The 23,380-nt window shown below is 67.6% G+C and carries 18 protein-coding genes and 2 pseudogenes; 7 read left to right on the forward strand and 13 right to left on the reverse strand.

Features of this window, described 5'->3' with window-relative positions; translation table 11 throughout:
- Positions 1-213: 213 nt before the first annotated feature.
- Entirely contained in the window at positions 214-771 is a 558-nt protein-coding gene (locus tag BST10_RS20450; RefSeq protein ID WP_013828954.1) for an FKBP-type peptidyl-prolyl cis-trans isomerase, read from the forward strand.
- 65 nt (positions 772-836) lie between these two features.
- Here BST10_RS20450 and BST10_RS20455 read toward each other — a convergent pair whose 3' ends face one another.
- Positions 837-1,676, reverse strand: coding sequence for a lytic transglycosylase domain-containing protein (locus tag BST10_RS20455; RefSeq protein WP_083040338.1), 840 nt, complete (start codon positions 1,674-1,676; stop codon positions 837-839).
- Between the two features lie 168 nt (positions 1,677-1,844).
- On the opposite strand from BST10_RS20455, the gene BST10_RS20460 reads away from it, so the two are divergent.
- Positions 1,845-3,461, forward strand: a complete 1,617-nt coding sequence (locus tag BST10_RS20460) for an FAD-binding protein (protein WP_083040340.1) — start codon at positions 1,845-1,847, stop codon at positions 3,459-3,461.
- On the opposite strand, the gene BST10_RS20465 is transcribed toward BST10_RS20460, so the two are convergent.
- From BST10_RS20465 to BST10_RS20475, 3 genes are read right to left on the reverse strand one after another with little or no spacing between them, the layout of a single operon-like run.
- Positions 3,458-4,261: an SAM-dependent methyltransferase gene (locus BST10_RS20465; RefSeq protein WP_083040320.1), complete on the reverse strand. Its 804-nt coding sequence runs from the start codon at positions 4,259-4,261 to the stop codon at positions 3,458-3,460. The genes BST10_RS20460 and BST10_RS20465 overlap by 4 nt on opposite strands.
- Positions 4,262-4,268: 7 nt before the next feature.
- Positions 4,269-5,132, reverse strand: a complete 864-nt coding sequence (locus BST10_RS20470; protein ID WP_083040322.1) for a helix-turn-helix domain-containing protein — start codon at positions 5,130-5,132, stop codon at positions 4,269-4,271.
- The gene (locus BST10_RS20475) at positions 5,129-5,503 is read right to left on the reverse strand and encodes an NYN domain-containing protein (protein WP_083040325.1); all 375 of its coding nucleotides are present in this window, start codon (positions 5,501-5,503) and stop codon (positions 5,129-5,131) included. Before BST10_RS20475 ends, BST10_RS20470 begins: the two co-directional genes overlap by 4 nt.
- Before the next feature lie 75 nt (positions 5,504-5,578).
- Here BST10_RS20475 and BST10_RS20480 point away from each other — a divergent pair, with 75 nt between their 5' ends.
- Positions 5,579-6,352, forward strand: coding sequence for an enoyl-CoA hydratase/isomerase family protein (locus BST10_RS20480; protein WP_083040327.1), 774 nt, complete (start codon positions 5,579-5,581; stop codon positions 6,350-6,352).
- A gap of 12 nt (positions 6,353-6,364) precedes the next feature.
- On the opposite strand, the gene BST10_RS20485 is transcribed toward BST10_RS20480, so the two are convergent.
- Both BST10_RS20485 and BST10_RS20490 read right to left on the reverse strand, forming a co-directional pair.
- On the reverse strand, positions 6,365-7,519 hold the full coding sequence (locus tag BST10_RS20485; protein ID WP_013828947.1) for a hypothetical protein: 1,155 nt from the start codon (positions 7,517-7,519) through the stop codon (positions 6,365-6,367).
- Complete coding sequence (locus BST10_RS20490; RefSeq protein WP_041317876.1) at positions 7,519-8,445, reverse strand: metal-dependent hydrolase; 927 nt, start codon at positions 8,443-8,445, stop codon at positions 7,519-7,521. The genes BST10_RS20485 and BST10_RS20490 overlap by 1 nt, the downstream gene beginning before the upstream one ends.
- 81 nt (positions 8,446-8,526) lie before the next feature.
- Between BST10_RS20490 and BST10_RS20495 the strand changes: the two genes are divergently transcribed.
- The 3 genes from BST10_RS20495 to BST10_RS20505 all read left to right on the forward strand — a co-directional run bounded on the left by BST10_RS20495 (position 8,527) and on the right by BST10_RS20505 (position 12,541).
- Positions 8,527-9,138 carry a TetR/AcrR family transcriptional regulator gene (locus BST10_RS20495; protein WP_083040329.1) on the forward strand — a complete coding sequence of 204 codons (612 nt, stop codon included), beginning with the start codon at positions 8,527-8,529 and terminating at the stop codon, positions 9,136-9,138.
- A 104-nt stretch (positions 9,139-9,242) separates the two neighbouring features.
- A complete protein-coding gene (locus tag BST10_RS20500) occupies positions 9,243-9,674 on the forward strand; it encodes an MmpS family transport accessory protein (protein ID WP_165757220.1) in 432 nt (143 codons plus the stop codon).
- Complete coding sequence (locus BST10_RS20505) at positions 9,671-12,541, forward strand: MMPL/RND family transporter (protein ID WP_083040330.1); 2,871 nt, start codon at positions 9,671-9,673, stop codon at positions 12,539-12,541. Before BST10_RS20500 ends, BST10_RS20505 begins: the two co-directional genes overlap by 4 nt.
- Here the strand turns inward: BST10_RS20505 and BST10_RS20510 are convergent.
- From BST10_RS20510 to BST10_RS20535, 6 genes and pseudogenes are all read right to left on the reverse strand, one after another.
- A complete protein-coding gene (locus BST10_RS20510; RefSeq protein WP_083040331.1) occupies positions 12,507-13,667 on the reverse strand; it encodes a PPE family protein in 1,161 nt (386 codons plus the stop codon). The genes BST10_RS20505 and BST10_RS20510 overlap by 35 nt on opposite strands.
- 133 nt (positions 13,668-13,800) lie before the next feature.
- Positions 13,801-15,618: a fatty acyl-AMP ligase gene (locus BST10_RS20515; protein ID WP_083040332.1), complete on the reverse strand. Its 1,818-nt coding sequence runs from the start codon at positions 15,616-15,618 to the stop codon at positions 13,801-13,803.
- A 112-nt stretch (positions 15,619-15,730) separates the two neighbouring features.
- Positions 15,731-16,378: pseudogene (locus BST10_RS20520) on the reverse strand (TetR/AcrR family transcriptional regulator); the annotation flags it as partial.
- Positions 16,379-16,380: 2 nt separating this feature from the next.
- Positions 16,381-19,203: an MMPL/RND family transporter gene (locus BST10_RS20525; RefSeq protein WP_083040346.1), complete on the reverse strand. Its 2,823-nt coding sequence runs from the start codon at positions 19,201-19,203 to the stop codon at positions 16,381-16,383.
- An 11-nt stretch (positions 19,204-19,214) separates the two neighbouring features.
- Positions 19,215-19,646 (reverse strand): MmpS family transport accessory protein, encoded by a 432-nt coding sequence (locus BST10_RS20530; protein ID WP_083040334.1) that lies wholly within the window; start codon positions 19,644-19,646, stop codon positions 19,215-19,217.
- A 206-nt stretch (positions 19,647-19,852) separates the two neighbouring features.
- Positions 19,853-20,233, reverse strand: a complete 381-nt coding sequence (locus BST10_RS20535; RefSeq protein WP_235673596.1) for a hypothetical protein — start codon at positions 20,231-20,233, stop codon at positions 19,853-19,855.
- A 283-nt stretch (positions 20,234-20,516) separates the two neighbouring features.
- On the opposite strand from BST10_RS20535, the gene aceA reads away from it, so the two are divergent.
- Positions 20,517-22,814: an isocitrate lyase ICL2 gene (gene aceA / locus BST10_RS20540; protein WP_083040336.1), complete on the forward strand. Its 2,298-nt coding sequence runs from the start codon at positions 20,517-20,519 to the stop codon at positions 22,812-22,814.
- 19 nt (positions 22,815-22,833) lie between these two features.
- Here aceA and BST10_RS20545 read toward each other — a convergent pair.
- Positions 22,834-23,172 (reverse strand): annotated as a pseudogene (locus BST10_RS20545) (helix-turn-helix domain-containing protein); the annotation flags it as partial.
- Between the last annotated feature and the right edge of the window lie 208 nt (positions 23,173-23,380).

Consider the following 23,380-nt stretch of genomic DNA (forward strand, 5'->3'; position numbering starts at 1 on the left):
CGTCTGGACCAAAACCGCCGACCAAATCCTGGAATCCATCGCCAACTACTGCCGACGAATTAATGACTCAGGACACTAGGTCCGGTACACCGGGCCGCGAACGTGCTTTCGGCAGCTGACTGCCGGTGTGCGGCCGAGCCGGGCTGTAGCGTTGCGCAGGTGAATTCTTTTCGTGCGCCCTATGTCCTCGCCGCCGGTGTCCTCTGCTTGGGAATGACGCTCACCGCGTGCGGCGGCTCCGACACCAATACCTCATCGGAACGCACCTCGACGGTCACCGATCTGTTCGTGCCGCCGGCCAACCAGACGCCGTCGGCGTGCCCGTCGTCGGCCCCGGCTGACGACGGCGCCGCCGATTGGACGCTGCCCGGCGCGACCGGCAGTGTCGCGGTGACCGGCTCCACCGACACCGCCGCACCGCGGGTCGCTGTGGAGGCGCCGTTCAAGGTGACCCAGACGCAGGTGCAGACCCTCAAGGCCGGCGACGGACCGGTTGTGGCGGACACCGCGACCGTCTCGGTCTGCTACATGGGCGTCAACGGACGTGATGGTTCCGTCTTCGACAGCAGCTATGAACGCGGCGAGCCGGTGGAATTCGGGCTCGACCGCGTTGTACCGGGTTTCCAGAAGGCGATCGCCGGCCAGCAGGTCGGGTCGACGGTGGCGGTCGCGATGGTTCCCGCCGACGGCTACCCCGAGGGCCAGCCGGCTGCGGGCATCCTGCCGGGCGACACCCTGGTCTTCGCGATCAAGATCCTCAAGGCGCGCTGAGCCACAGACCCATGGAATCGGCGCGGGTGCGCCGGTGGCCGCGCGGGCCCGGCAGGGCTGAGGCGTTACTGCGGGTGCGCGGCCAGGTACTGCTCGACCGGAATCCGCGTCGTCGAAACGTAGCCGACCGGCAGCAGCAGATCACCGGCCGTGGTGCGGTAGTAGGTGTCCCAGCGGTAGTAACTCGCGAACCCGGCCGGATCGCCGCCGATGACAGCGGCATAGTCGTTGACTGCCCGCACGTAGTGGTCGGAATGGTTGTAGCCCCAGATCGCTTTGTCCCGATTGGTGGCAAACCCGTTGGCGGCCAGCAGCCTTCCGGCTGCCATGATGGCATCGCGCGGCGAGTTGATGTCGCCGCCGTTGCCGTAGGCGGCGAACGTCGAGGGCAGGAATTGCATCGGGCCCTGCGCAGCGTCATCGCTGACGCCGTTGATGCGGCCGAAGCCGGTCTCGACGAAGTTGATCGCGGCCAGGTAATTCCATGGCACACCGGAGGCGGCCTCGGCGGCACGGTAGGCGGCCATCAGCTCGTTGGCCGGTACCGGTGGCACAACGCGCCACGGCGGCATGGTGGATTTGGGCTCGGTGAGTGCCATGAGTTGCCGGCGGGCATCGATGTTGCGGTCGTAGACCTCCAGCAGGGCGGCTGGGATCTGCGGGCGGACGATGGCGTCCCACTCCGGATGTGCGCCGAGGGTGCGGTAGGCGACCTGCTGGCGGCGGGCCGCGGCAGCGAGTACCTGCTCGGGCGCGGACGGGTTACGCAGCGCCTGGTCGGCGGCGACCAGATCGGCGGCCACCGCGGCGGGATCCGCTCCCGGCGCCGCACCGGCAGGTACCGTTCCCGCCACCGTCAGAGCGAGGACGAACACGGCGATAACGCGCAGAAACCGAACAGCCATACCGATCATCTTGGCCTTTGAACCGGCCGAAACGGCGCAAGGCGGCGAGCCGAACGTTTCCGCGATGACTAGAACACGTTCCCTTCGCAACTGGATGCACATCTATACACGCTGGTCACCCTCATTTGGAAGTGACTATGGACTGTTACATTGATGGCCGACCAGCTCATGCCATCGAGGGGACAGCGCGTGACCACCACCAGTGTGACGACCGACGTCGTCATCGTCGGATTCGGCGCGGCCGGCACCTCCGCCGCGATCACCGCCCGCGAACACGGCGCCGAGGTCATCGCGGTGGACCGGGCCAACGGCGGTGGCGCCACCGCCATCTCCGGGGGCATCATCTACGCCGGAGGCGGGACGTCGGTCCAACAGGCCGCCGGCGTCGACGACAGCGCCGAGCAGATGCTGGACTACCTGCGCCTGGAAGTCGGCGACGCGGTCAGCCCGGAAACGCTACAGCGCTTCGTCGACACCAGCCCGGAGATGATCGACTGGTTGCAGCGCCACGGGGTCCCGTTCAATCCGGGCCTGTGCCCCTACAAGACGTCGTTCCCGAACAATCGCTACTACCTGTATCACTCCGGCAGCGAGAACGCGGGCGTCTCCCGTGCGGCGACCCCGCCGGTGCAGCGCGGCCACCGCGCGTACGGCAAAGGCACCTCCGGGAAGCAGATCTATGCGCCGCTGGCCGAATCCGCCCGCCGGCTCGGCGTGGACTTCCGCCCGCACACCACCGTCACCGAGCTGACGCAGGACCCGTCGGGACGGGTGACCGGCGTGCGGGCCATGACGATGGGCCAGGCGCCCCGGCGCATCCAGCGCCGCTATGCCAGGCTGGCCGCCATCTCCTCGAAACCCGGTGTCTACTACCCGCCGCTGCGTGCCGCGATGGACCGTCGCCTCAAGAAATTGGAGCAGCGCTATGCCCGGCCCATCGAGATCACCGCGCGCCGCGGGGTGGTCATCTGCGCCGGCGGTTTCATCGCCAACACCGAATGGCGTAAGCGCTACGCCCCGGAATTCAACGGCGGACTTCCGTTGGGCACCAGCGGCGACGACGGCAGCGGCATCGCGCTGGCGGCCAGCGTCGGCGGCGTGCCGGACCGGATGGACAATGTCTCGGCGTGGCGGTTCATCACCCCGCCCAGCGCGTTCATCTCCTCGATCGTCGTCGACGAGAAGGGCAGTCGGGTGATCGACGAGACCCGCTACGGCGCGGCGCTGGGGCAGGCCTTGGTGAAAAACCATGGCAGCAAAGGCTGGATTCTGGCCGACGCCACCCTCATGGCCGAGGCCCGGCGCCAACTGCTCACCCAGACGCTGTGGTTCCAGCGCGCCCAGGCCGCGGCGTTGATGTTGACCGGCGCGGCGCGCGGCAAGACGCTGGCGGACGCCGCCCGAGCCGCCGGGATCGACCCCGAGGGCCTGCGGGCCACCGTCGCCGCGCACAACGACGCGATCGACTCCGCGACGGAGGATCCGGCCGGAAAGCCGACCGAATTTCGCCGCCGCATCGACCGCGCCCCTTTCACCCTGCTGGACATCTCGGTGCGGCCAAACGTCTTGCTGCCCACCCCGATGCTGACGCTGGGCGGGGTGCGCGTCGCCGAGGACACCGGCGCGGTCATCGACGCCGACGGCACGCCGATACCCGGGCTCTACAGCGCCGGTCGCACCGCGATCGATGTCGCCTCACGCTCCTATGTCAGCGGACTGTCGATCGCCGACTGCGTATTCGCCGGCCGTCGCGCCGGAGCCAGCGCGGCCGGCGCCACCGTCTAACACTGCGCTGCAACGAAATAGCCGCGCGGCAGGTCGGGGCCCTCGGAGGCCTGCCAGCGATTCCAGCGCATGCCCGGTTCCGCCACGTCGGTCACGGTGGCCGACCAACCGAGACGTTCGGCCAGCTGTCCGGGCTCGTCGGTACCGAAAAGCCACGGCGAGCCCTGCTGCGCCATGGCTTGCAGCAACGGCGCCATCGACGGCGCTTCCAGCAATGTCTTACCGACGACGTCGTAGAGCAGCATCGATCCGGGCGACGACAGCGCATCCACACGCTCGAACAGAGTCGCTACCGCCGCTTCGTCGAGATACTGCAGCAGCCCCTCGATAAGCCAGACGCTGGGAGCGTGCGCGTCGAAGCCGGCGGCTTGCAGGGCGCTGGGCCAGTCGTCGGCCAGGTCGATACCGATCGGCACACGCCGGCAGCGCGGCCGATCGTCGGCGAGCAGGTCGGCTTTGGCGGCGATCACCGCCGGTTGGTCCACCTCGTAGACGGTGGTCAGCTCCGGCCAGGGCAGCCGGTAGGCCCGGGCGTCCATGCCGGCGGCCAGGATGACAACCTGCCTGATCCCCGCCCGCAGCAGGGCCTCGTCCCAGAACCGGGTGCGGACCACGATCGCCCAGGTCGACTGATCGCCGGCGTCCGCGATGGCCGCCGCCAGCATCCGCCGACCCTGCTCCCCCGCAAGCCCGTCGGCGAGCGGATCCTGGAACAGGGCGTCCTGGCGGGCGGATTCCCTGGCGCGGATCGCGGCCACCAGGATTCCGGTGCTCGCCACGGCCTCTCGGGTGCGGTACATGACCCCATCATCTGGGATGACGGCGACGGCCGTCTTGGATATTTTTGTCGCTGTCGACGAAGTCGACATGCCCGGGTAACCACGAACGACGCCGCTGGTACTCGGCGGGGGTTGTCTCGGTGAAGGCCCGGAACTCCCGCACAAAATGGGCCTGATCGAAGTAGCCGAGCTCGGCCGCTATCGCCGCGCCGCTCACCGGGCCCATGTGAAGGCGCCTGAGCGCAGCCTGTAGCCGCCGCACCCGCAGGTAGGCCTTGGGTCTCAGGCCCAGCTGGTCCCGAAACAAGGTGATCAGCCGTCTGTGTGACAAACCGGTCAGCGCAACGGCGTCCGCGACCCGCATCGACGGGTTGTGTTCGGCGCATGCCAGCACCGCGGCCACACCAGGGTCGACAGAAAACCCTTCTACCCGCATCCGGTTCAACAGAAACGTTTCGACCAGGCTGACCCGAGCCGCAGCGGACGGGGCATCAGCCAACCGCTCACGCAGCGCTATCGCCTCGTGGCCCCACAGCTCACCGATGCCGACGCAGGCATCGGTCAGGTCCCCCAACGCCGTCCCCAGGAACGGTAGCGCGCCACCGGCCCGGAAATGAACCGTGACGACCGTCTGAGGCGCATCGATCTGCGTCACGTATGAGGCGGTGCCGGCACCGATGAGAAACGCCGGCGGAACCGGCAACCGGGTGCGCCCATCGGTGGCGAAGAAATCCACCTCCGGCCGGTCACCGACGTCGATGACGATGGTCGCCGCCCCGCGCGGCAGGGCTCGGCTCTGGTGGGCACCGCCCGTTCGGCGGTCCCAATACCCGAAGTACTCGACGCTCTCGGCCAGCGGCTGGCGGGGCCGAAACAGGCGTGGTCCCATCATGTCTCCTCGAGCAGGTCGCGGAACCGCGATGCCGGGAGGCTGGCCGCGCCCGCCTCGGTGACCCGCTGCGCCAACCCGAGATCGGAGGTCACCACGATGATGTCGTGCGGGCAGTCGTCGGCCCTAACCAGCCGGACGATCTCGTCGTCAGCGGAGTCGGCGCCGGCCCGCGGCGCTGCGGCGATCCCCACGACCTCGGAGCTGATCGGCGGCGAGGGCGGCTTCTCGAACACCACCGTGACGCGCTGGTTCTCCGCCGTCGCCCACTGTTCGAGCTGGCGGGTCAACCGGACCATCGCCGCACCACGGTCCTTCCACCAGCCGTCCGGGCGGGAACCGATCACGTTCATCGCGTCGACGATCCAGCGCACCTCTCCGACGGTACGGTGACGCCATGAGCCCGCGCCACGACGATGCGGAGCGTAGCGACGACGAGGAGGGGCGCCATGAAGCTGGTCACCTATGAGTGCGAAGACCATGTCGCGACCATCACCCTGAACCGCCCTGAGGCCCGCAACGCCATCAACGGCGCGATGCGCACCGATCTCAACGCCGCCTGGGAGGCGTTCCGTGCCGACGAGGACGCCTGGGTGGGGACCCTGACCGCTACCGGCGACGTGTTCTGCGCCGGCGCGGATCTCCGGGATTCCGAGGGCGCGGTCGGCACGTTCGCCGGCACGTTCTGGGAGAAGCCCACCATCAACTCGTTCGAGTCCGGTATGGAGCTGTTCAAGCCGACCATCGCCGCGGTTCACGGGCCATGTGTCGGCTACGGTCTGACCGGATTGCTGTTCTGCGACTTCGTGATCGCCAGCACCGAGGCGGTGTTCCGCTTTCCGGAGGTGCGTCTCGGGGTCCCCACCATCGTCGGGGCGATCCGGCTGCCGCAGCGGGTGGGCTGGGCCAATGCGATGGAGCTGTTGTTGACCGGAGAGCCGATGAGCGCGCAACGCGCCATGGACATCGGCCTGGTGTGGAAGCTGGTGGAGCCCGACGAGCTGCAAGACGCGGCCCGGTCCTGGGCGCACACCCTGACCAAAGCCGCTCCGCTGGCTCAGCGGGCCACCAAGGAGGTGGCGTGGCGCAGCGACGGCATGAGCTGGATCGACGCGGTCCGCTTCGGGGAGACCATGCGCAAGGTCGCCGGGGCCACCGAGGACGTCGCCGAGGGAGTGCGGGCCTGGCGCGAGCAGCGGCCGCCGCGCTGGCGGGGCCAGTGATTAGGGGCTGAGTCAGCCCGTCGCGGCGGGCGCCGGCGTCGCCCGCTCGACGGCATCCGGCAGGATCGGCGGGACCGTCGCCGCGGCCGCGACACACAGGTAGGCCACCGTGAAGCAGCCGATCGTGTACCAGAGGCTTCCCACCGGGTCGCCGTTGGCGGTGACGCCACCCACGGCGTCGAGGTAGGCCGGCAGCGCCGTCAGCCACAGCACCGTCATGACCGACAGATATACCGCGGCGTAGCGCACCATCAACGGGTTGTCGTGGCGGCCGTCGATGATCAGGTTCAGCCGCAGCCGCCGCCACTGTGCCACGAGCACCGGAACGGCGACCGCGACGATGACCAGAAGCTCTGCGGCATAAGCGATGCCCAGCAGCCTGCCATCGGTGGCGGCTCCCAGCAGTGTTGCCGGCAGCGGCAGGATGCCGGTTCCCAACGATGCCAACAGCCCGACGACCACGGTGCGCAGCAGCACCTGCAGCCCGCTGAATCGCCTGCCCTCGTCGACGTGGCGCCCCACCAGCAATTGCACGCAGAACGCCAACGACGCCGGCCACAGCGCCGCGAAGACCACCACGCTGCCCATCGGGACCGAGGCGAACATCGGCTGATTCAGCGGGTTGTCCACCGACCACTCCCACCAGCGCAGCTGCGGGCCGAGGTGGTCGAAGATCTCGTAGAAGGCGTGGTGGACGAAGCCCACGCACACGGCGCCGACGACGACGCCGTAGCGGCGGAAGACCCCCAGGATTCGGACGATCTCGAACGCGACGGTCGCCATCATCGGATAGATGGCGATGATGTACAGCGGCAGCCGTCCCCACAGGAAATCGACGCTGAACACGTTGTGCGCGAACATGGTATCGACATGCTCGGCGATCCCGAACGCCGCCGGGAAGTACAGCGGGGGCTCGATGATCAGCAGGTAGGCGATCGCGCCGAACCACAGCGTCAGGTTGGTGGCATCCCCGTGGCGCCGGAACCGGTTGATGGCGTAGACCAGTGCCAGCACCGCCCCGACGATGACGGTGATCTCCAGGACCGGCAGCGTCCAGTTCTCCAGCTGCAGCGGATTGCGGAACTCGACGAGCCCGCCGGCCTCCGCGCAGGAGAAGCCCAGCGATTCGGCGAGCCGCTCGAAAGTCGGGGCACACAGATCAGACATCAGGCGCTCTTCTCCTCGGCGGTGTACCACTTGGTCACGTCGTAGCCGTCGGCGTAGCGGGCGAACCACTTCTCGGCCAGGACGGGGATCTTCTCGTGCGCCGGTTTGTGATTGGGCAGCTGACTACGCACGATACCGGTCACCGCAGTGAGCATCTCCCCTTTGGGCAGATGCTTGAAGGCGTCGGCCACCGGCCCTTGATCGGCCGGCCAGCCGAACGGCATGCGCCGCCGCCAGGCCTGTTTTCCCCGATAGGTGCTGAACAATGACAGCGCGTCGACCTTGCGGTCGGCCAACGGGACGTGTTTGTTGAATCCCAGGCAGGCCACCTTGATCACGCTCATCACGTGCTTGAAGATCGACGGCGCCATCCGCATCCGGTACCAGGGATCGTCGATGACATGGTCGTAGATGATCAATGCCGAACTACGGTGCTCGACCTCTTCGACGAAGTGCCACAAGAACAATGAGGCGACCCGGTCATCCCCGGGGGCGAACAGCGTGTCGTCGTGATCCAGCATCAGCTTGAAGACCGGGGTGAAGGTCGCCTCGAGGTCGGCGGTGTAAGCCAGCCGATAGGCCAGTGACTTCTCGGCGGTCATCCTGTCGAACATCGCGTTGCACTCGTCGACGGTCTCCTTGAGGGCCGGGTAGGCCTTGACCAGCGCCTTGGCGTGGCCTCGGTGGGCCATCGAGTGCTGACCCTCCTGGCGGACGAAGGCGTCGGCCTCCTCGGCGACGGCCGGGTCGGTGATCAGCGGCATGGCCTCGCTGATCATGCCGCCGATCATCTTCTCGAAGCCGATCGCCAGCAGCGAGACCGCATTGGCCATCGACGAGAACGCCGGGTTGGCCTCGTTCCACAGGAACGGCACGGGATGATCGGCGAATGCGAACCGCAACTTGCGCACGATCAGGTCGGTCATGGCCACCCTTACTATCACCATACAAATGAACGTCTTGGCGTATGATTGTTCGGTGTCCGTCGGTTGTCAAGGGGGTCGCTGATGGCACGCCGACGTGGCTGGGGCGGTAATCCGCCCCACAGCGACGAGGAAGCGAGCCGGCGGATCATCGCCGCGGCCGTCGATCTGGTCGCCGAGACGGGTGCCGCGGTGTCGCTGGCCGACGTCGCCGGCTCGCTGGGCGTCATCCGGCAGACGGTGTATCGCTACTTCCCCACCGCCGATGCCCTGATGCGCGCCGTGGCGATCGCCTCGGTCGACGACTTCCTCGACCGACTCACCGACCACGTCCGGGGCATCCATGACCCCGCCGACGCGCTCACCGAGGGCACGCTCTACACCCTCGATGCGGTGACCCGCTCCCCGCACCTGGGCGCGATGCTGTCGTCGACCTCCCCGCTCAACCGGGAGATGACGTCCGAGGAGTCCCTGGCGTTGGGAATGCGCATGGTCGACCGGTTCGACGTCGATTGGGCGCAACACGGCTACGACGCAGCGAGCCAGCGCGAGTTGGTCGAGTTCACCCTACGCGTCATGTTGTCGTTCATCGTGGCCCCCAACGACCCCGGCCGCTCCCCCGATGAGCTGCGCCGGTTCCTGCGGCGCTGGCTGGGCGAGGCGGTCGCCGCGCAACGCCCCCGGCCCACCCGGTAACGCCGGTCGCAGACCGACCGGGCACCGCTGCGACCCGATAGATACCCCTAGGGGTATATTGGCGCACGTCGGTCGAATCGAGGGAGGTGCCGAAGATGGCGACCATGTTCACCATCGCGAAGCGGGCCTGGGTGCCACTGGTGATCGCTGCCGCTGCGGTCGCCGGAACCGTGGCGGTGGTCAACCTGCGCGGCGCGTTCGGATCCGACGAGATCTTCCACTGGGACGGCAGCGGCTCGGCGCCCATCGACTCCATCAACGAAAAACAGGTTGTCTACGAGCTTTTCGGCCCGCACGATTCCGCGGGCGGGGTCAGTTACCTCGACGAGCAGACGCGGCCCGTGCAGGCGACATTCACCCGGCTGCCGTGGCGTTACACCATCACCACGACGAGCCCCGCCGTGATCGGCAACCTGGTGGCCCAGGGTGATGGGGACCGGATCGGTTGCCGCATCACCGTCAACGGCGCCGTCAAAGATGAACACATCGCCGTCGGGCACCACGCTCAGACCTTCTGTCTGGTCAAAGCGGCATGAGCGGCCACAGCAACCCCCGCCCGCGCTACATGCGCCTGGTTCGCCGGCTGGCCTGGCCGCTGATCGTCTTCTGGCTGCTGCTGACGGTCGGCCTCAACGTGCTGGTGCCGCCCATCGAATCGGTGGCGCGCGAGCACGCGGTGACGATGTCCCCGCAGGATGCGCCGTCGCTGATCGCCGCGAAGCACATCGGTGCGAAGTTCGGCGAATTCGACTCCGACTCCCTGGTCATGCTGGTGATCGAGGGTGAGAACGAACTCGGCCCGGAGGCGCACCGCTACTACGACACGCTGATCGCCAAGCTGTCCGCCGATCCCGAACACGTCCAGCACATCACCGATCTGTGGGGCGATCCGATCACCGCCGCCGGCGTGCAGAGCAGTGACGGGAAAGCCGCCTACGCGCAGATCAACACTGCCGGGGATCAGGGCAGCACACTGGGCAACGAGTCGGTCGACGCGGCGCGCAAAATCGTCGCCTCGGTGCCGGCGCCGGACGGGGTGAAGGCCTACGTCACCGGCCAGGCGGCGCTGACCACCGATATGACCGAAGCCGCCGACAAATCCATGCTCAAGATGATGGGGGTCACCGGCGTCGTCATCATCATCATGCTGGCGCTGGTCTACCGTTCGGCGGCCACCGTGGCGCTGGCACTGGTGATGGTCGGCTTCGAGATGGGCACTGCCCGCGGACTGGTCGCGCTGCTCGGCAACGCGGGCCTACTGGGCTTCTCGACGTTCGTGGTCGCGATGCTGTCGTCGCTGGCGATCGCGGCCGGCACCGACTATGCGATCTTCTTGATCGGCCGCTACCACGAGGCCCGCAATGCCGGGGAAGACCGTGAAGCCGCGTGGTACTCGATGTTCCGCGGCACCTGGCACGTGATCCTGGGCTCGGGGCTGACGATCGCCGGCGCCTCGCTGTGCCTGCACTTCGCCCGGCTCTCCTACTTCAAGGCACTGGGCATCCCCTCGGCGCTGGGCCTGCTGGTGGTGATCGCCGGTGCGCTGACCGTCGCTCCGGCAGTCGTGGCGGTTGCCGCCCCGCTGCTCGACCCCAAGCGGGTCGAGGGGCGCGGCTGGCGCCGGATCGGCACCGCGAACGTCCGCTGGCCCGGGCCGGTGTTCGTGGCCGCGTTGCTGGTCACCCTGGTCGGGATGCTCGCGGTGCCGGGCATGAAGATCAGCTACAACGACCGGTATTACATCCCGGCCGATCTGCCGGCCAACGTCGGCTACGAGGCCGCCGAACGTCATTTCAGCGCCGCGCGGATGAATCCCGACGTGCTGATGGTCGAGGCCGATCACGACCTGCGCAACCCGGCCGACATGATCATCTTGGACCGGATCGCCAAGAACATCTTCCGCACCCGCGGGGTGGAACGCGTCCAGAGCATCACCCGGCCGCTGGGCAGCCCCATCGACCACACGTCGATACCGTTCCAGGTCAGCATGGGCGCCGTGCCGATCCAGCAGAACCTGCAGTTCATGAATGAGCGGCTCGCCGACATGCTCACCATGAGCGACGACCTCGGCGCCACCATCGACTCGATGAACCGGCTGCGCGAGTTGGTCATGCGGATGGGCGATACCACCGGCCGGATGCATACCGACATGGCCGACATCACCTCGACCGTCGACGAGATCCGCGACCACATCGCTGATTTCGACGATGTGGCCCGGCCGGTGCGCAACTACTTCTACTGGGAGCAGCACTGCGTCGACATCCCGGTCTGCCACGCGGTGCGGTCGGTGTTCGACGCCTACGACGGCATGGATCAGTTCAGCGAGAAGATGCGGCCGCTGCTCGATGACATCAACGACATGGACGCGGTGATCCCGCAGATCGTCGAGCAGCTCACCCCGATGATCGCGGTGGCCGAATCCATGCGGGCCAGTCTGCTGCGCATGCACAGCAGCTTCGCCGGCCTGGTGACCCAGATGGCGCGGATGACCGACACCGCCACGGAGATGGGCCGGGCCTTCGACGCCTCCAGGGCCGACGACTACTTCTATTTGCCGCCGGAGGCCTTCGACAACCCCGATTTCCAGAAGGGCTTGCAGCTCTTCGTGTCTCCGGACGGCACTGCCGCCCGGTTCATCGTCACCTACGACGCCGATCCGGCCACCCCGAAGGGCATCTCCGTCGTGGAGCCGATGCTGGCCGCCGCCCACGACGCGGTGAAGGGCACCCCGCTGACCGGCGCCACGTTCTATCTCACCGGGACCGCGGCGGTCTACAACGACATCCAGTCCGGTTCCGCCTACGACATTCTGATCGTCGGCGTGGCCGCGGTGACGCTGATCTTCATCGTGATGCTGCTGATCACCCGGGCGCTGGTGGCCGCCGCGGTGATCGTCGGGACGGTGCTGCTGTCGCTGAGCGCGGCGTTCGGGCTGTCGGTGCTGGTGTGGCAGCACATCTTCGGGCTGCCGCTGAATTGGATCGCCCCGGTGTTCGGGGTGATCATCCTGCTGGCCGTCGGCTCGGACTACAACCTGCTGTTGGTCTCGCGGTTCGCCGAAGAGATCGATGCCGGAATCAACACCGGGATCATCCGCTCCATCGGCGGAACCGGGTCGGTGGTCACCGCGGCAGGCCTGGTGTTCGCGTTCACCATGATGTCGATGGCGGTCAGCGACCTGTACTCGATCGGCCAGGCGGGCAGCACGATCGGACTGGGGCTGCTGTTCGACACCTTGATCGTGCGATCGTTTCTGACCCCGTCGATCGCGGCGCTGCTCGGCCGCTGGTTCTGGTGGCCGCTACGGGTACCACCGCCGCATGCCGCGGGTACTCCCGGCGTTTCGACGGCCGCGCCAGGCTCGGCGGCTACCCGGCCGCCGGTGACCGCGGGATCACCGTAGGCCGAAAGTCGTACTGGGTGGCCGTCGCGCCGATACCCCCGCGCCCGGCCAGGTTGCCGACCGGGACCATCGGCGGCACCGCTGCCGGGGGTCCCGCCGGTCCCGCCACCGAACCGGTGAGAGGCAAGCCCGCGGCGGTCGGGCCGGTCGCCGCACCCACACCGGTCCAGCCGGGCGGCACCGACAGCGCGCCGATCGAGGCGCCCCGCCCCAGCCCGGCCGTTGCCGCTTGCCCGGTCGTGAGGCCGGTCAGCGTCACCGTACCGCTGCCGGCGGTGAGTGCCCCTGACGCTGCAATCGGTGCCGCCGCACCGGCCGCAGCCCCCTTGGCGCCGTTGGTGCCGGTCATGAGCATCCGCATCAGCATGGTCATCGGCATCATCGCCATCCGCAACGGCATGGTCAGCGAGGTGAGGCCGGACAGCGAGGCCGACGACGCATTCGAGGGCGTCTCAGTCGCCGGCGCCGCCAACCCCTGCAGTGCCGTCGGGGTTGCCGAGATCAGCTGCGGCCCTTGCGACATCAAAGCCTCGGTGTCGGTTCCGGTGGTGGCCGCCGCGGACTGCGCGACCGAGTAGGACTGGGTGATCTGGCCGGACGGGTCGGTGGTCTGCGGCGGTGAGGTGAACGGACTGACGCGGGTGGCCAGCGCCGACGCCCCGGCATAGCCGTACATCGCCGCCGTGTCCTGAGCCCACATCTCCAGGTAGTCCGCTTCGGTAGTGGCGATCGCCGCGGTGTTCTGCCCCAGGATGTTCGTCGCCGTCAGCGTCGCCTGCAGACTGCGGTTCGCCGTGATGAGTGGCGGCGGAACCGTGGCGGCGAACGCGGTTTCGTAGGCCGCCACCGCCGCCGACACCTGGGCCGCGGCCTGCTGAGCCTGCGCTCCGGTGGCGTTGAGCCAGGTGATGTAGGGGCCGGCCGCAGCCGCCATGGCCACCGACGACGGCCCAGCCCACGACCCGGTGGTCAGGCCGGCGATCACCGAACCGTAGGACGCGGCTGCCGAGTTCAGTTCGGTGGCCAGCTCCTGCCAGGCTGTGGCGGCGGCCAGCAACGAACCCGGCCCCGCACCGGCGTAGATCCGCGCCGAGTTGATCTCCGGCGGCAGGGCTCCGAAATCCATTGCCTCCCCTTATATCCTGGCCGACGAACGGCCGACGAGTCTCTAAGGAGGCTAATTAGCAGTTTTTGGTGTCCCGCATGTCCGCGCTGTGCGCCCGCTGTGCGGTGCCGGCGATGACGCGCCAGGGCCGGCGTCAGGCCAGCGCGCCCGCGAGATACTGCTCGCGACACGCCGTACGTCCGAGTTTGCCGCTGGTGGTGCGCGGGATCGCCCCCGCCGGGACGAACACGACGTCGGCGGCGGCCAACCCGTGCACCCGTGACACCTCCGCGCGGATCGCCGCGACCGCCGGCCCCGGATCCTTGCGGCCGGTCCCGGTGGCGCGCTCGGCGACGATCACCAACCGGTCGGCGGGAGCGGCGGTGAACGCCACCGCGTACCCGGTGCGCACCATCGGTGAGGCCTGCGCCACCGTGGCCTCGACATCGTGGGCGTAGTGGCCGCGACCGTCGATGGTCATCAGGTCCACCGTCCGGCCGGTCACATACAGTTCGCCGTTGCGATAGAACCCGAGATCGCCGGTGCGCAACCAGCTGCCGTCGATGGGCGCACGCTCGGCGTGACTGCCCTCCAACTGGCGCTGCAGCCGCGCGCCGAAGACTCGCCGGGTCTCCTCCGGTCGGCGCCAATAGCCGGCGGTGACATTGTCGCCGTGCAGCCAGATCTCGCCGACATGACCGTCGGGTAGTTCCTCACCGGTGCCGGCGTCGACGATGACCGCCCACAGGCTGCGGGCGACCCTGCCGCATGACACCCGAGTCACCGCATCCGGGGCGTCGGCGGCCACCGGCACCGCGCGGCCCGCACCGAGTTGCTCGCGCCCCAGATGTAGCACACTCGCCTCGGCGTCGGGGTCGATCGTCGCCACGAACAGGGTGGCCTCGGCGATACCGTAGGAGGGCTTGATCGCGGTGCGCGGCAGCCCGAAGCGGGCGAACGCCTCGTTGAAGGCGGTGATCGCCGACATGCTCACCGGTTCAGATCCGATGATCATCACCACGTTCGACAGGTCGACACCGGCCTCCGGCGCCGGCAGGCCACGTTGGGCGGTGAGTTCGTAGGCGAAGTTCGGCGCCGCGGTGACCACCCGGCCGCGCCGTGAGGCGTCCGACAGGGCGTTGATCCAGCGTTGCGGCCGGCGGATGAACGCGGTCGGTGAGATCAGCGTGGAGTGCCCGCCGTAGACCGCGGGAAACCCGATCATCGACAGACCCATGTCATGGTAGAGCGGTAACCAGCTGAGCCCGTGCGTGTTTCGGTCCAGCATGTCGATCGACAGGATCATCTGCAGCAGGTTGGTTCCCACCGAACGGTGGGTCACCTGCACGCCCACCGGCGGCCGGGTGGCGCCGGAGGTGTACTGCAGATGCGACACACCGTCGATATCGATCTCCACCGGCACGAATGCTGCGGCGGCCGAATCCGGGATCTCGTCGATGACGACGACCCGCGGCGGCAGCGGCTGCGAGAGCCCGCGGAGGAAGTCCTCGACGATGGGCCGTACCGCTGCCGTGGTCAGGACCACCGACGGGGCGGAGTCGCGCAACGCGGTGTCGAGGCGTTCGGCGTGGCCCGGCAGTTCGGGGGCGAACAGCGGCACCGCGACGGTTGCGCACTTGACCGCCGCGTAGAACCCGACGACGTACTCGAGCCCCTGGGGTGCCAGGATCGCCACCCGGTCACCGCGCGCGGTGACCTGCTGTAGCCGGGCCGCGACCGCGCGTAGCCGCCGCCCGAACTGCGCCCAGGTCAGTTCTACCGCGCGGCCCTCGTCCGGGCCGGCGTAGTCGAGATAGCGGAACGCCACCGCGTCACCGACATTGGCGATGTTGCGGTCGATCAGCGAGATCAGGGTGTCGTCGGGCGGCAAGACGATACCGCCGTCGGCATCCAGGCACTCCTCGATCTGAACCAGGCCCTTGGGTGCCGCCGGGTGCTGCGGGGGATGCATGCCCCGCAGTCTAGGGGTCGGCGTCGGGCCGCTTCCCATTGTCCGGCTTGCCCACCCGAGGATGCCGTTGCCGCGATCGATGCTGCGCCGCAGGCTCCGGTGGTCCGGTGTCGGCAGCGCAGACGGCCGGCAGGATCAGCGTGTCGATGACGCTCCGGATGAACGTCGCGTCGACGCTCTGACCGTTGATGGCCCGCATCAGGCCCATGCCGGTCAAGGCGTCGGCGATCAGCGACCAATCCCGGTCGGGCGGGAGCTCACCGCGTGTCGTCGCCTGTTGCAGGATGGCGGTCACCATGCGCCTGCCCTTCAGCAGCATCAGGTCGTCGAGCGCCGAGCTCAGGTGGGGATCATGCATCGCCTCCATCGCCACCCGCAGCACCAGATCGTTGGGGATCCGCTCGCTGTCGTTGCGCGCCACACGTTCAACCAGCGCGTCGAAGTCACCGGCCAGGCTGCCGGTGTCGGGGGCGTCGTCGTCGATAAGGTCCGGCCGCCAGTACAACAGCGCATCGGTGATCAACGCGGCCTTCGACGACCAGCGGCGGTAGATTGCGGCCTTGCCCACCCCGGCACGGGTGGCGACGTCGTTCATGTTCGTGCCGTTGTAACCGTGCTCGGTCAACGCGGCCAGCGCGGCGTCGAGAATCGCGGAATCACGCGAGCGATCCAACCGACCGTCAGTGCGTTGGCGCAGTTTGGATCTCGCGTCCCTCCGACGTCCCCGACCAGCGACCGGCGACTCATCACCAGCGTCCACGATCACCTACCGCGGTGGCCGGTGATCTTGTAGGTGTCCAGCGGCCACCAGAACCAACGGCCCAGCGCCGCAGCGATCGACGGCGTCATGAAAGCCCGCACCATCAACGTGTCGATGACCAGGCCGATACCGATCGTCATACCCAGTTGACCGACGACACGCAGATCGCTGACCAGCATCGCCATCATGGTGAAGGCGAACACCAACCCGGCGGCGGTGACGACCCGCCCGGTGGCGCCCACGCCACGGATGATGCCGGTGTTGAGTCCGGCGGGGATCTCCTCTTTGAGGCGCGAGACCAACAGCAGGTTGTAGTCCGAGCCCACTGCCAACAGGATCACCATCGACAGCGGCAGCACGATCCACTGCACTCCCAAACCCAGGATGTCCTGCCAGAACAGCACCGACAAGCCACACGCGATGCCCAGCGATGCGGCCACCGTGCCGACGATCACCAGGGCGGCCACCACGCTGCGGGTGATGATCAGCATGATCGCGAAGATCAGGATCAGTGACGCGATGAGGGCGACCATCAAGTCGATGGTGACGCCGTCCTGCATGTCCGAGTAGAGCGACGCGGTGCCGGCGAGCGAGACCTTCGCGCTGGCCAGCGGAGTGCCCTTGAGGGCGTCCGCCACGACGTCTTTGAGATCCCGGACGTGTGCGATGCCCTGCACCGAAGCCGGGTCGCCCTGGTGGGTGATGATCATCCGAACCGCCTTGCGATCCGGCGACATGAACATCTTGATACCCCGCTGGAAGTCGGGGTTGTCGAACACGTCCGGCGGCAGGTAGAAGAAATCGTCGTTCTTGGCCTGATCGAAATACAGGCCGATCTCGGTGGCGCCCTTGGCCAGTTCTTGTTGCTGGGCCTGGGTGCCGGCCATGGTGCTGTGGGTCGCGATCATCATGTCGCGCATCCGGTTCATCGACTCGATGTTCTCCCTCAGCACCGGCAGCATCTGCGGCATCAACTCGTCCAGGCGGTCGATGTCGATGGTCAGACCCTGTATCTGTTGGGCGAGTTGATCGACCCCGTCCAGGGAATCGAAGATCGACCGCAGCGACCAGCAGATCGGGATGTCGAAACAGTGCGGCTCCCAGTAGAAGTAGTTGCGCATGGGTCGCCAGAAGTCGTCGAACTCGGCCAGTCGATCGCGCAATTGATCTGTGGTATCGGCCATCTCGTGCGTCCTGCCCGCCATGCTGTGGGTGGTTTCGCTGGTCTCCTTCATGATCGTGTACATGCGTTCCAGGCTGGCGGCGGTCTTGGCCATCTCGTCGGCCTGCTCGAGCAGCTGTGCCGAATTGTCGTTGTTGAACTTCGCGGCCTGCAGCGTGCCGGCGTTCTGCGCGCCGAGCAGGAACGGGATGGAGCTGTGCTCGATCGGCGCGCCCAACGGCCGGGTGATGGTCTGCACCCGATCGATGCCCCGCATCCGGAAGACGTTCTTGGCGACCTTCTCGATCACCAACATGTCCGAGGGAGTGCGCAGGTCGTGATCGGCCTCGAGCATCAACAGTTCGGGATTCATCCGGGCCTGGGAGAAGTGGCGATCCGCGACATCCATGGCCAGGTTGGCGGGCATGTCGGGCGGCGTGAAATTCTGGTCGTTGTACTGAGGCTCATAGGTCAGCAGGCTGACGAAACCCACCACGGCGACCATGCCCGTCAGCAAGACGATCGGGATGGGCCAGCGGACCGTGCTGGTTCCGACTTTGCGCCAGCCCCGCGTCGACAGATTCTGCCTGGCGTCGAGCAGCCCGAATCGCGACGCCACCGTGAGCACCGCCGGCGCCAGGGTCAATGCCGCGGCGATGACCACCAGCAGCGCGATCGCGCAGGGCAGGCCCATGGTCTGGAAGTAGGGCAGCGTGGTCATGTTGAGGCACAGCAATGCGCCGACGATGGTGAGTCCGGAACCCAGGATGACGTGCGAGACCCCGCTGTAGGCGATATAGAACGACGCTTCGGGCTCAAGGCCTTTCGACCTCTCCTCTTGGTAGCGGCCCCACAGGAAGATCACGTAGTCCGTTATGGCGGCCAGCGACAGCATGGTCACCATGCTCACCGCATACGGCGTCAGACCGATGATGTTGAGATTGCCGGCGGCGGCCGTGACGCCCATCGCGGCAAACAGCCCCAACCCGATGACCACCATCGACACCAGCATCGTCACCACGGAGCGGTAGATGGTCAGCAGCATCATGATGATGATGGCCACCGACACCAGCTCCATCGTGGCCATGCTCTGATGACCGGCCACGCTGGTGTCGGCATTGAGCACCGTGTTGCCCGCGACATGGGCGGTGATGCCCGGCGGCGGCGTCAGCGAGGCGACGATGTCACGCACGGCCGCCACCGATTCGTGGCTTTCGCTGGTGCCCTGCGAGCCGTTGAGGAAGATCTGCACATAGGCGGACTTGCCGTCCACACTCTGCGCGCCGGCCGCGGTCAGCGGGTCACCCCAGAAGTCCTGAACGTTCTGGACGTGCTCGCGGTCCGCCTCGAGTTTGGCGATGATCTCGTCGTAGAACTGGTGCGCGGCGTCGCCGAGGTGGTCCTCGCCCTCCAGCACCACCATCGCGGTGGAGTCCGAGTCGTACTGTTCGAACACCTTGCCGATATTGAGCATCGCCTGATACGACGGTGCGTTCAGCGGACTGAGCGGCACCGACCGGGTCGCCGCGACCTCCCCCAGCGAGGGGACGAACATGCCCAGGACGACCGCGAGGAACACCCACGCCAAGACGATCGGCAGCGAGAAGACCCGAACCATCCGGCCGAGGAACGGGCGATGCGGCGTCGTGCCGGCAGTGCTCATACGCTCGGTGCTCATACCGACTTCACCAGGCAGTAGATGAACGGTTTGACGGTGTCGGTGCTGGCGCGGTCATCGCGCACCACGTCATCGACGGTCACTCGGCACCGCAGCCCGCTGACCTGGCGATCGCCCTGCGCCATGATGTTGGCCGACATCGACGGCAGCGTCGTCACGATGGTGAATGACCAAGGCAGCGAGGCGTTCTCGATGAGATTGGGTTGGCCGTTCTCGTCGAGGTAATTCAGGCTGGCGGTGCCGCCCGTCCCGGTGACCTCGTAGGTGATGTGCTTCGGATTGAAGTTCTCGGTGATCGCGGAGCCCTCCGCCAGATTGGGACCGTGGTGTCCCAGGGAGCCGCGAATCCGCGTGATCGCGTACCCGCCCAGTGCCACGACGACCACCAGCAGTAGTGGAATCCAGAACCGCTTCAACACTCGATACACCGGGTGCGCACCTCCCCCACGTTGGTCTGGGTCACTCCGACGCAGGACAGTCCGATCCGGCCGGGCAGCGGTGCTCTCACCGACGCGGAACCCGGGTTCCGTCATTGCGACGGTCGCTACAGTACCGCACGCGGGCGGCTGGTCTGAGCATCGCGCCGCTGCCGAAGCTCCGGGCTCAGCTCACCGGAGAAACTCGGCCGACGGATTCACATCGCCGGTTCGTGCAGCGCCAGGCTGACGAAGAGGTAGCCCATGCAGATCAGCAGGTTCAACGCGGCCAGCGTCAACCCGGCGATGATCAGCAACTGAACGAGGCGCCGGCGGTTGCGCCGTGCCCGGGCCAGTCGCTGCTCGCGTTGGATCGCCGTCGCGGCGAGCGCGAAGGTGTAGTCGATCGACTCCGCCGACGCCGGCGGCGCGCCGGCCATCATCTCGCGCAGCCGGGCGGCCGGGATCTGTACGCCGACGCCGGCGAAGCGCCGACTCATCCGCCGCGCCCCCCAGCGGCCCACCGGTCGGACCACCGAAGCGATGCGCTGCGGCGGCTGACCCCATGGAGTGCCCCAGCGGCCTGACCGGGCCGTCATAACAGATCACCATAGCCGCGAAAGCCGCCGAATCCACCGGCTTCAGGCAACTTCCGCGACGCCGCCCGCGGCGTGGCCAAGATGTATGGCAAAACTGCGCTATCGCTCAGCGAGCGGCGGCACAATACGTGGGAGCGGCACGCGGAACCCGGCGGTTCACGAGGCTCGACGAAGGAGAGGCGAAGCTGGGACCGCCGCAACAACCCGGCGGTTCACGAGGCTCGACGAAGGAGAGGCGAAGCTGGGACCGCCGCATGACCCCGGCGAACAGGAGCGTAATTCCATGACGACGATCGAGACGAACGCGGCGACGAGCGCACCGGTCCAACGAGACATCGAAGCCGACGTCGCGGCGACACAGCACTACTTCGACAGCCCGCGCTTCGAAGGCATCACCCGCCTCTACAGCGCCCGCCAGGTGGTCGAGCAGCGCGGCACCATCCCTTCGGACTACATCGTGGCGCGCGAAGCAGCGACGGCGTTCTACGCCCGGCTGCGTGAGCTGTTCGCCGCCAAGAAGAGCATCACCACGTTCGGCCCGTATTCGCCGGGTCAGGCGGTGGTGATGAAGCGGGTGGGCATCGAGGGCATCTACCTGGGCGGGTGGGCCACCTCAGCCAAGGGGTCCATCACCGAGGATCCGGGGCCCGACCTGGCCAGCTACCCGCTCAGCCAGGTGCCCGATGAGGCGGCCGGGCTGGTGCGTGCCCTGCTCACCGCCGACCGCAACCAGCACTACCTGCGCCTGCAGATGACCGAGGAGCAACGCGCCGCCACCCCCGCCGTGGACTACCGGCCGTTCATCATCGCCGACGCGGACACCGGTCACGGCGGTGATCCTCACGTACGCAACCTGATCCGGCGTTTCGTGGAGGCCGGCGTGCCCGGCTACCACATCGAGGATCAGCGTCCCGGCACCAAGAAGTGCGGCCACCAGGGGGGCAAGGTGTTGGTGCCCTCCGACGAGCAGATCAAGCGGCTGAACACCGCCCGCTTCCAGTTGGACCTGATGGGCGTCCCCGGTATCATCGTCGCGCGCACCGACGCCGAGGCGGCCAACCTGGTCGAGAGCCGCGCCGACGAACGCGACCAGCCGTTCATCCTGGGCACCACCAACTTGAAGATCCCGTCCTACAAGGCCTGTTTCCTGGCGATGACGCGCCAGTTCTACAACGCCGGGATCACCGAGATCAACGGCCATCTGCTCTACGCCCTGCCCGAGGGCGAGTACACCGCCGCCGACGCCTGGCTGGAACGCAACGGCATCACCGCGCTGATCACGGCGGCGGCCGAGAGCCGGCGCGGCAATGGGCAATCCGTGGACGGCATCTACGACGAGATCGAATCGAAGTTCGTCGAGGCGTGGCAGAACGACGCCGGGCTGATGACGTTCGGGGACGCCGTCGCCGAGATGCTCGAGTTCGCCGAACGTGAAGGCGAACCGAAAGACATGAGCGCCGCGCAGTGGCGGGAATTCGCCGCCCGGGCACCGCTTTACACCGCGCGACAGAAGGCAACCGAACTCCATGCCGACCCGGGCTGGGACTGCGAACGGGCCAAGACTCCCGAAGGCTACTTCCAGGTGCGCGGCGGCATTCCCTACGCGATCGCCAAGTCGCTGGCCGCCGCCCCCTTCGCCGACTTGTTGTGGATGGAGACCAAGACCGCCGATCTCGACGACGCCCGCGAGTTCGCCGAGGCGATCCACGCCGTGTATCCCGACCAGATGCTCGCCTACAACCTGTCCCCCTCGTTCAACTGGGACACCACCGGCATGACCGACGAGCAGATGCGGGCTTTCCCAGCTGAACTCGGCAAAATGGGGTTCGTCTTCAACTTCATCACCTACGGCGGCCACCAGGTCGACGGGGTGGCCTCCGAGGAGTTCGCGGCGACCCTGCTGCAGGACGGCATGTTGGCGCTGGCCCGGCTGCAGCGCAAGATGCGGCTGGTGGAGTCGCCCTACCGGACCCCGCAGACCCTGGTCGGGGGACCGCGTAGCGACGCCGCGCTGGCCGCCTCGTCGGGCCGCACCGCCACCACCAAGGCGATGGGCGCAGGCTCCACCCAGCATCAGCACCTGGTGCAGACCGAGGTTCCCAAGAAGCTGCTCGAGGAATGGCTGGCGTTGTGGGCCGAGCACTATCAGCTCGGGGAGCGACTGCGCGTGCAACTGCGGCCGACCCGGCCCGGCTCCGATGTGCTGGAGCTGGGGATCTACGGCGACGACGACGAGAAGCTCGCCAACGTGGTCGTCGACCCGATCAAGGACCGGCACGGGCGCAGCATCCTGACAGTGCGCGACCAGAACACCTTCGCCGAGAAGTTTCGGCAGAAGCGGCTGATGGACCTGACCCACCTGTGGCTGATCCACCGCTTCAAGGCTGCGGCGGTGCACTATGTCACGCCCACCCAGGACAACCTGTATCAGACCGAGAAGATGAAGGCACACGGCATGTTCAGCAGCGTCCACCAGGAGGTCGGCGAGATCATCGTCGCCGACGTGAACCAGCCGCGCATCGACGAACTGCTGGCGCCGGACCGGGCGGCGCTGGGCAAGCTGATCAGCAAGGAGGACTAGTCAGCCCCGCGGAGCTCCGTCAACTGCGGGCGGTAGTGCGGAACCGGTCCCGGTAGGCCTTCGGTGAGACACCGAAACGGTCGATGAACACCCGCCGCAGGGTTTCGGCGCTGCCGAATCCCGCCCGGCCGGCCGAGTCGGCGACCGAGTGGCCGGCGTCGAGCGCGGCCCGGGCAGCATCAACGCGCACCTTTTCGACGTAGCGGGCCGGGGTGGTCCCCAGTTCGGACTGGAACAGCCTGGTCAGTTGCCGCTTGCTCAAGGCGGCGCGCACCGCAAGCGAAGTCACGCTGTGATCGGCCGCCGGGTCCGCTGCGATCGCAGCGGTGACCGCGCGCAGCGCAGACTGCTGCGGCGGGTGGGCGGTCGCGTCCCATGGCGTGGTGTAAGTAGCGTCGGCGTTTCCGCGTGAGGCTCTGTGAGTGTTCACTATGCCGTGAGAGCCGCTGTGGGGGCAACGCTTTCGGTGGGTTTGGTGCCCGGGTCGTTGTGAGGGGGACCCGTTTGGTGGTCCAGTCGCTATGCGGCTTGGGGTTGGTGGGTCGAGGTCCACTGTAAGGCGAACT

It is taken from the genome of Mycolicibacter algericus DSM 45454, from assembly GCF_002086455.1.
In the GTDB taxonomy this organism is placed as follows: Bacteria; Actinomycetota; Actinomycetes; order Mycobacteriales; family Mycobacteriaceae; genus Mycobacterium; species Mycobacterium algericum.

Coding starts and splice junctions, on each gene's coding strand:
- BST10_RS20455 (WP_083040338.1), bottom strand. CDS start 1,676: ATGGCTGTTCGGTTTCTGCGCGTTATCGCCGTGTTCGTCCTCGCTCTG.
- BST10_RS20460 (WP_083040340.1), top strand. CDS start 1,845: ATGCCATCGAGGGGACAGCGCGTGACCACCACCAGTGTGACGACCGAC.
- BST10_RS20490 (WP_041317876.1), bottom strand. CDS start 8,445: ATGACCGACCTGATCGTGCGCAAGTTGCGGTTCGCATTCGCCGATCAT.
- BST10_RS20450 (WP_013828954.1), top strand. CDS start 214: ATGACGCTCACCGCGTGCGGCGGCTCCGACACCAATACCTCATCGGAA.
- BST10_RS20480 (WP_083040327.1), top strand. CDS start 5,579: ATGAAGCTGGTCACCTATGAGTGCGAAGACCATGTCGCGACCATCACC.
- BST10_RS20505 (WP_083040330.1), top strand. CDS start 9,671: ATGAGCGGCCACAGCAACCCCCGCCCGCGCTACATGCGCCTGGTTCGC.
- BST10_RS20470 (WP_083040322.1), bottom strand. CDS start 5,132: ATGATGGGACCACGCCTGTTTCGGCCCCGCCAGCCGCTGGCCGAGAGC.
- BST10_RS20485 (WP_013828947.1), bottom strand. CDS start 7,519: ATGTCTGATCTGTGTGCCCCGACTTTCGAGCGGCTCGCCGAATCGCTG.
- BST10_RS20525 (WP_083040346.1), bottom strand. CDS start 19,203: ATGAGCACTGCCGGCACGACGCCGCATCGCCCGTTCCTCGGCCGGATG.
- BST10_RS20465 (WP_083040320.1), bottom strand. CDS start 4,261: ATGTACCGCACCCGAGAGGCCGTGGCGAGCACCGGAATCCTGGTGGCC.
- BST10_RS20500 (WP_165757220.1), top strand. CDS start 9,243: ATGTTCACCATCGCGAAGCGGGCCTGGGTGCCACTGGTGATCGCTGCC.
- BST10_RS20535 (WP_235673596.1), bottom strand. CDS start 20,233: ATGACGGCCCGGTCAGGCCGCTGGGGCACTCCATGGGGTCAGCCGCCG.
- BST10_RS20515 (WP_083040332.1), bottom strand. CDS start 15,618: ATGCATCCCCCGCAGCACCCGGCGGCACCCAAGGGCCTGGTTCAGATC.
- BST10_RS20510 (WP_083040331.1), bottom strand. CDS start 13,667: ATGGATTTCGGAGCCCTGCCGCCGGAGATCAACTCGGCGCGGATCTAC.
- BST10_RS20495 (WP_083040329.1), top strand. CDS start 8,527: ATGGCACGCCGACGTGGCTGGGGCGGTAATCCGCCCCACAGCGACGAG.
- aceA (WP_083040336.1), top strand. CDS start 20,517: ATGACGACGATCGAGACGAACGCGGCGACGAGCGCACCGGTCCAACGA.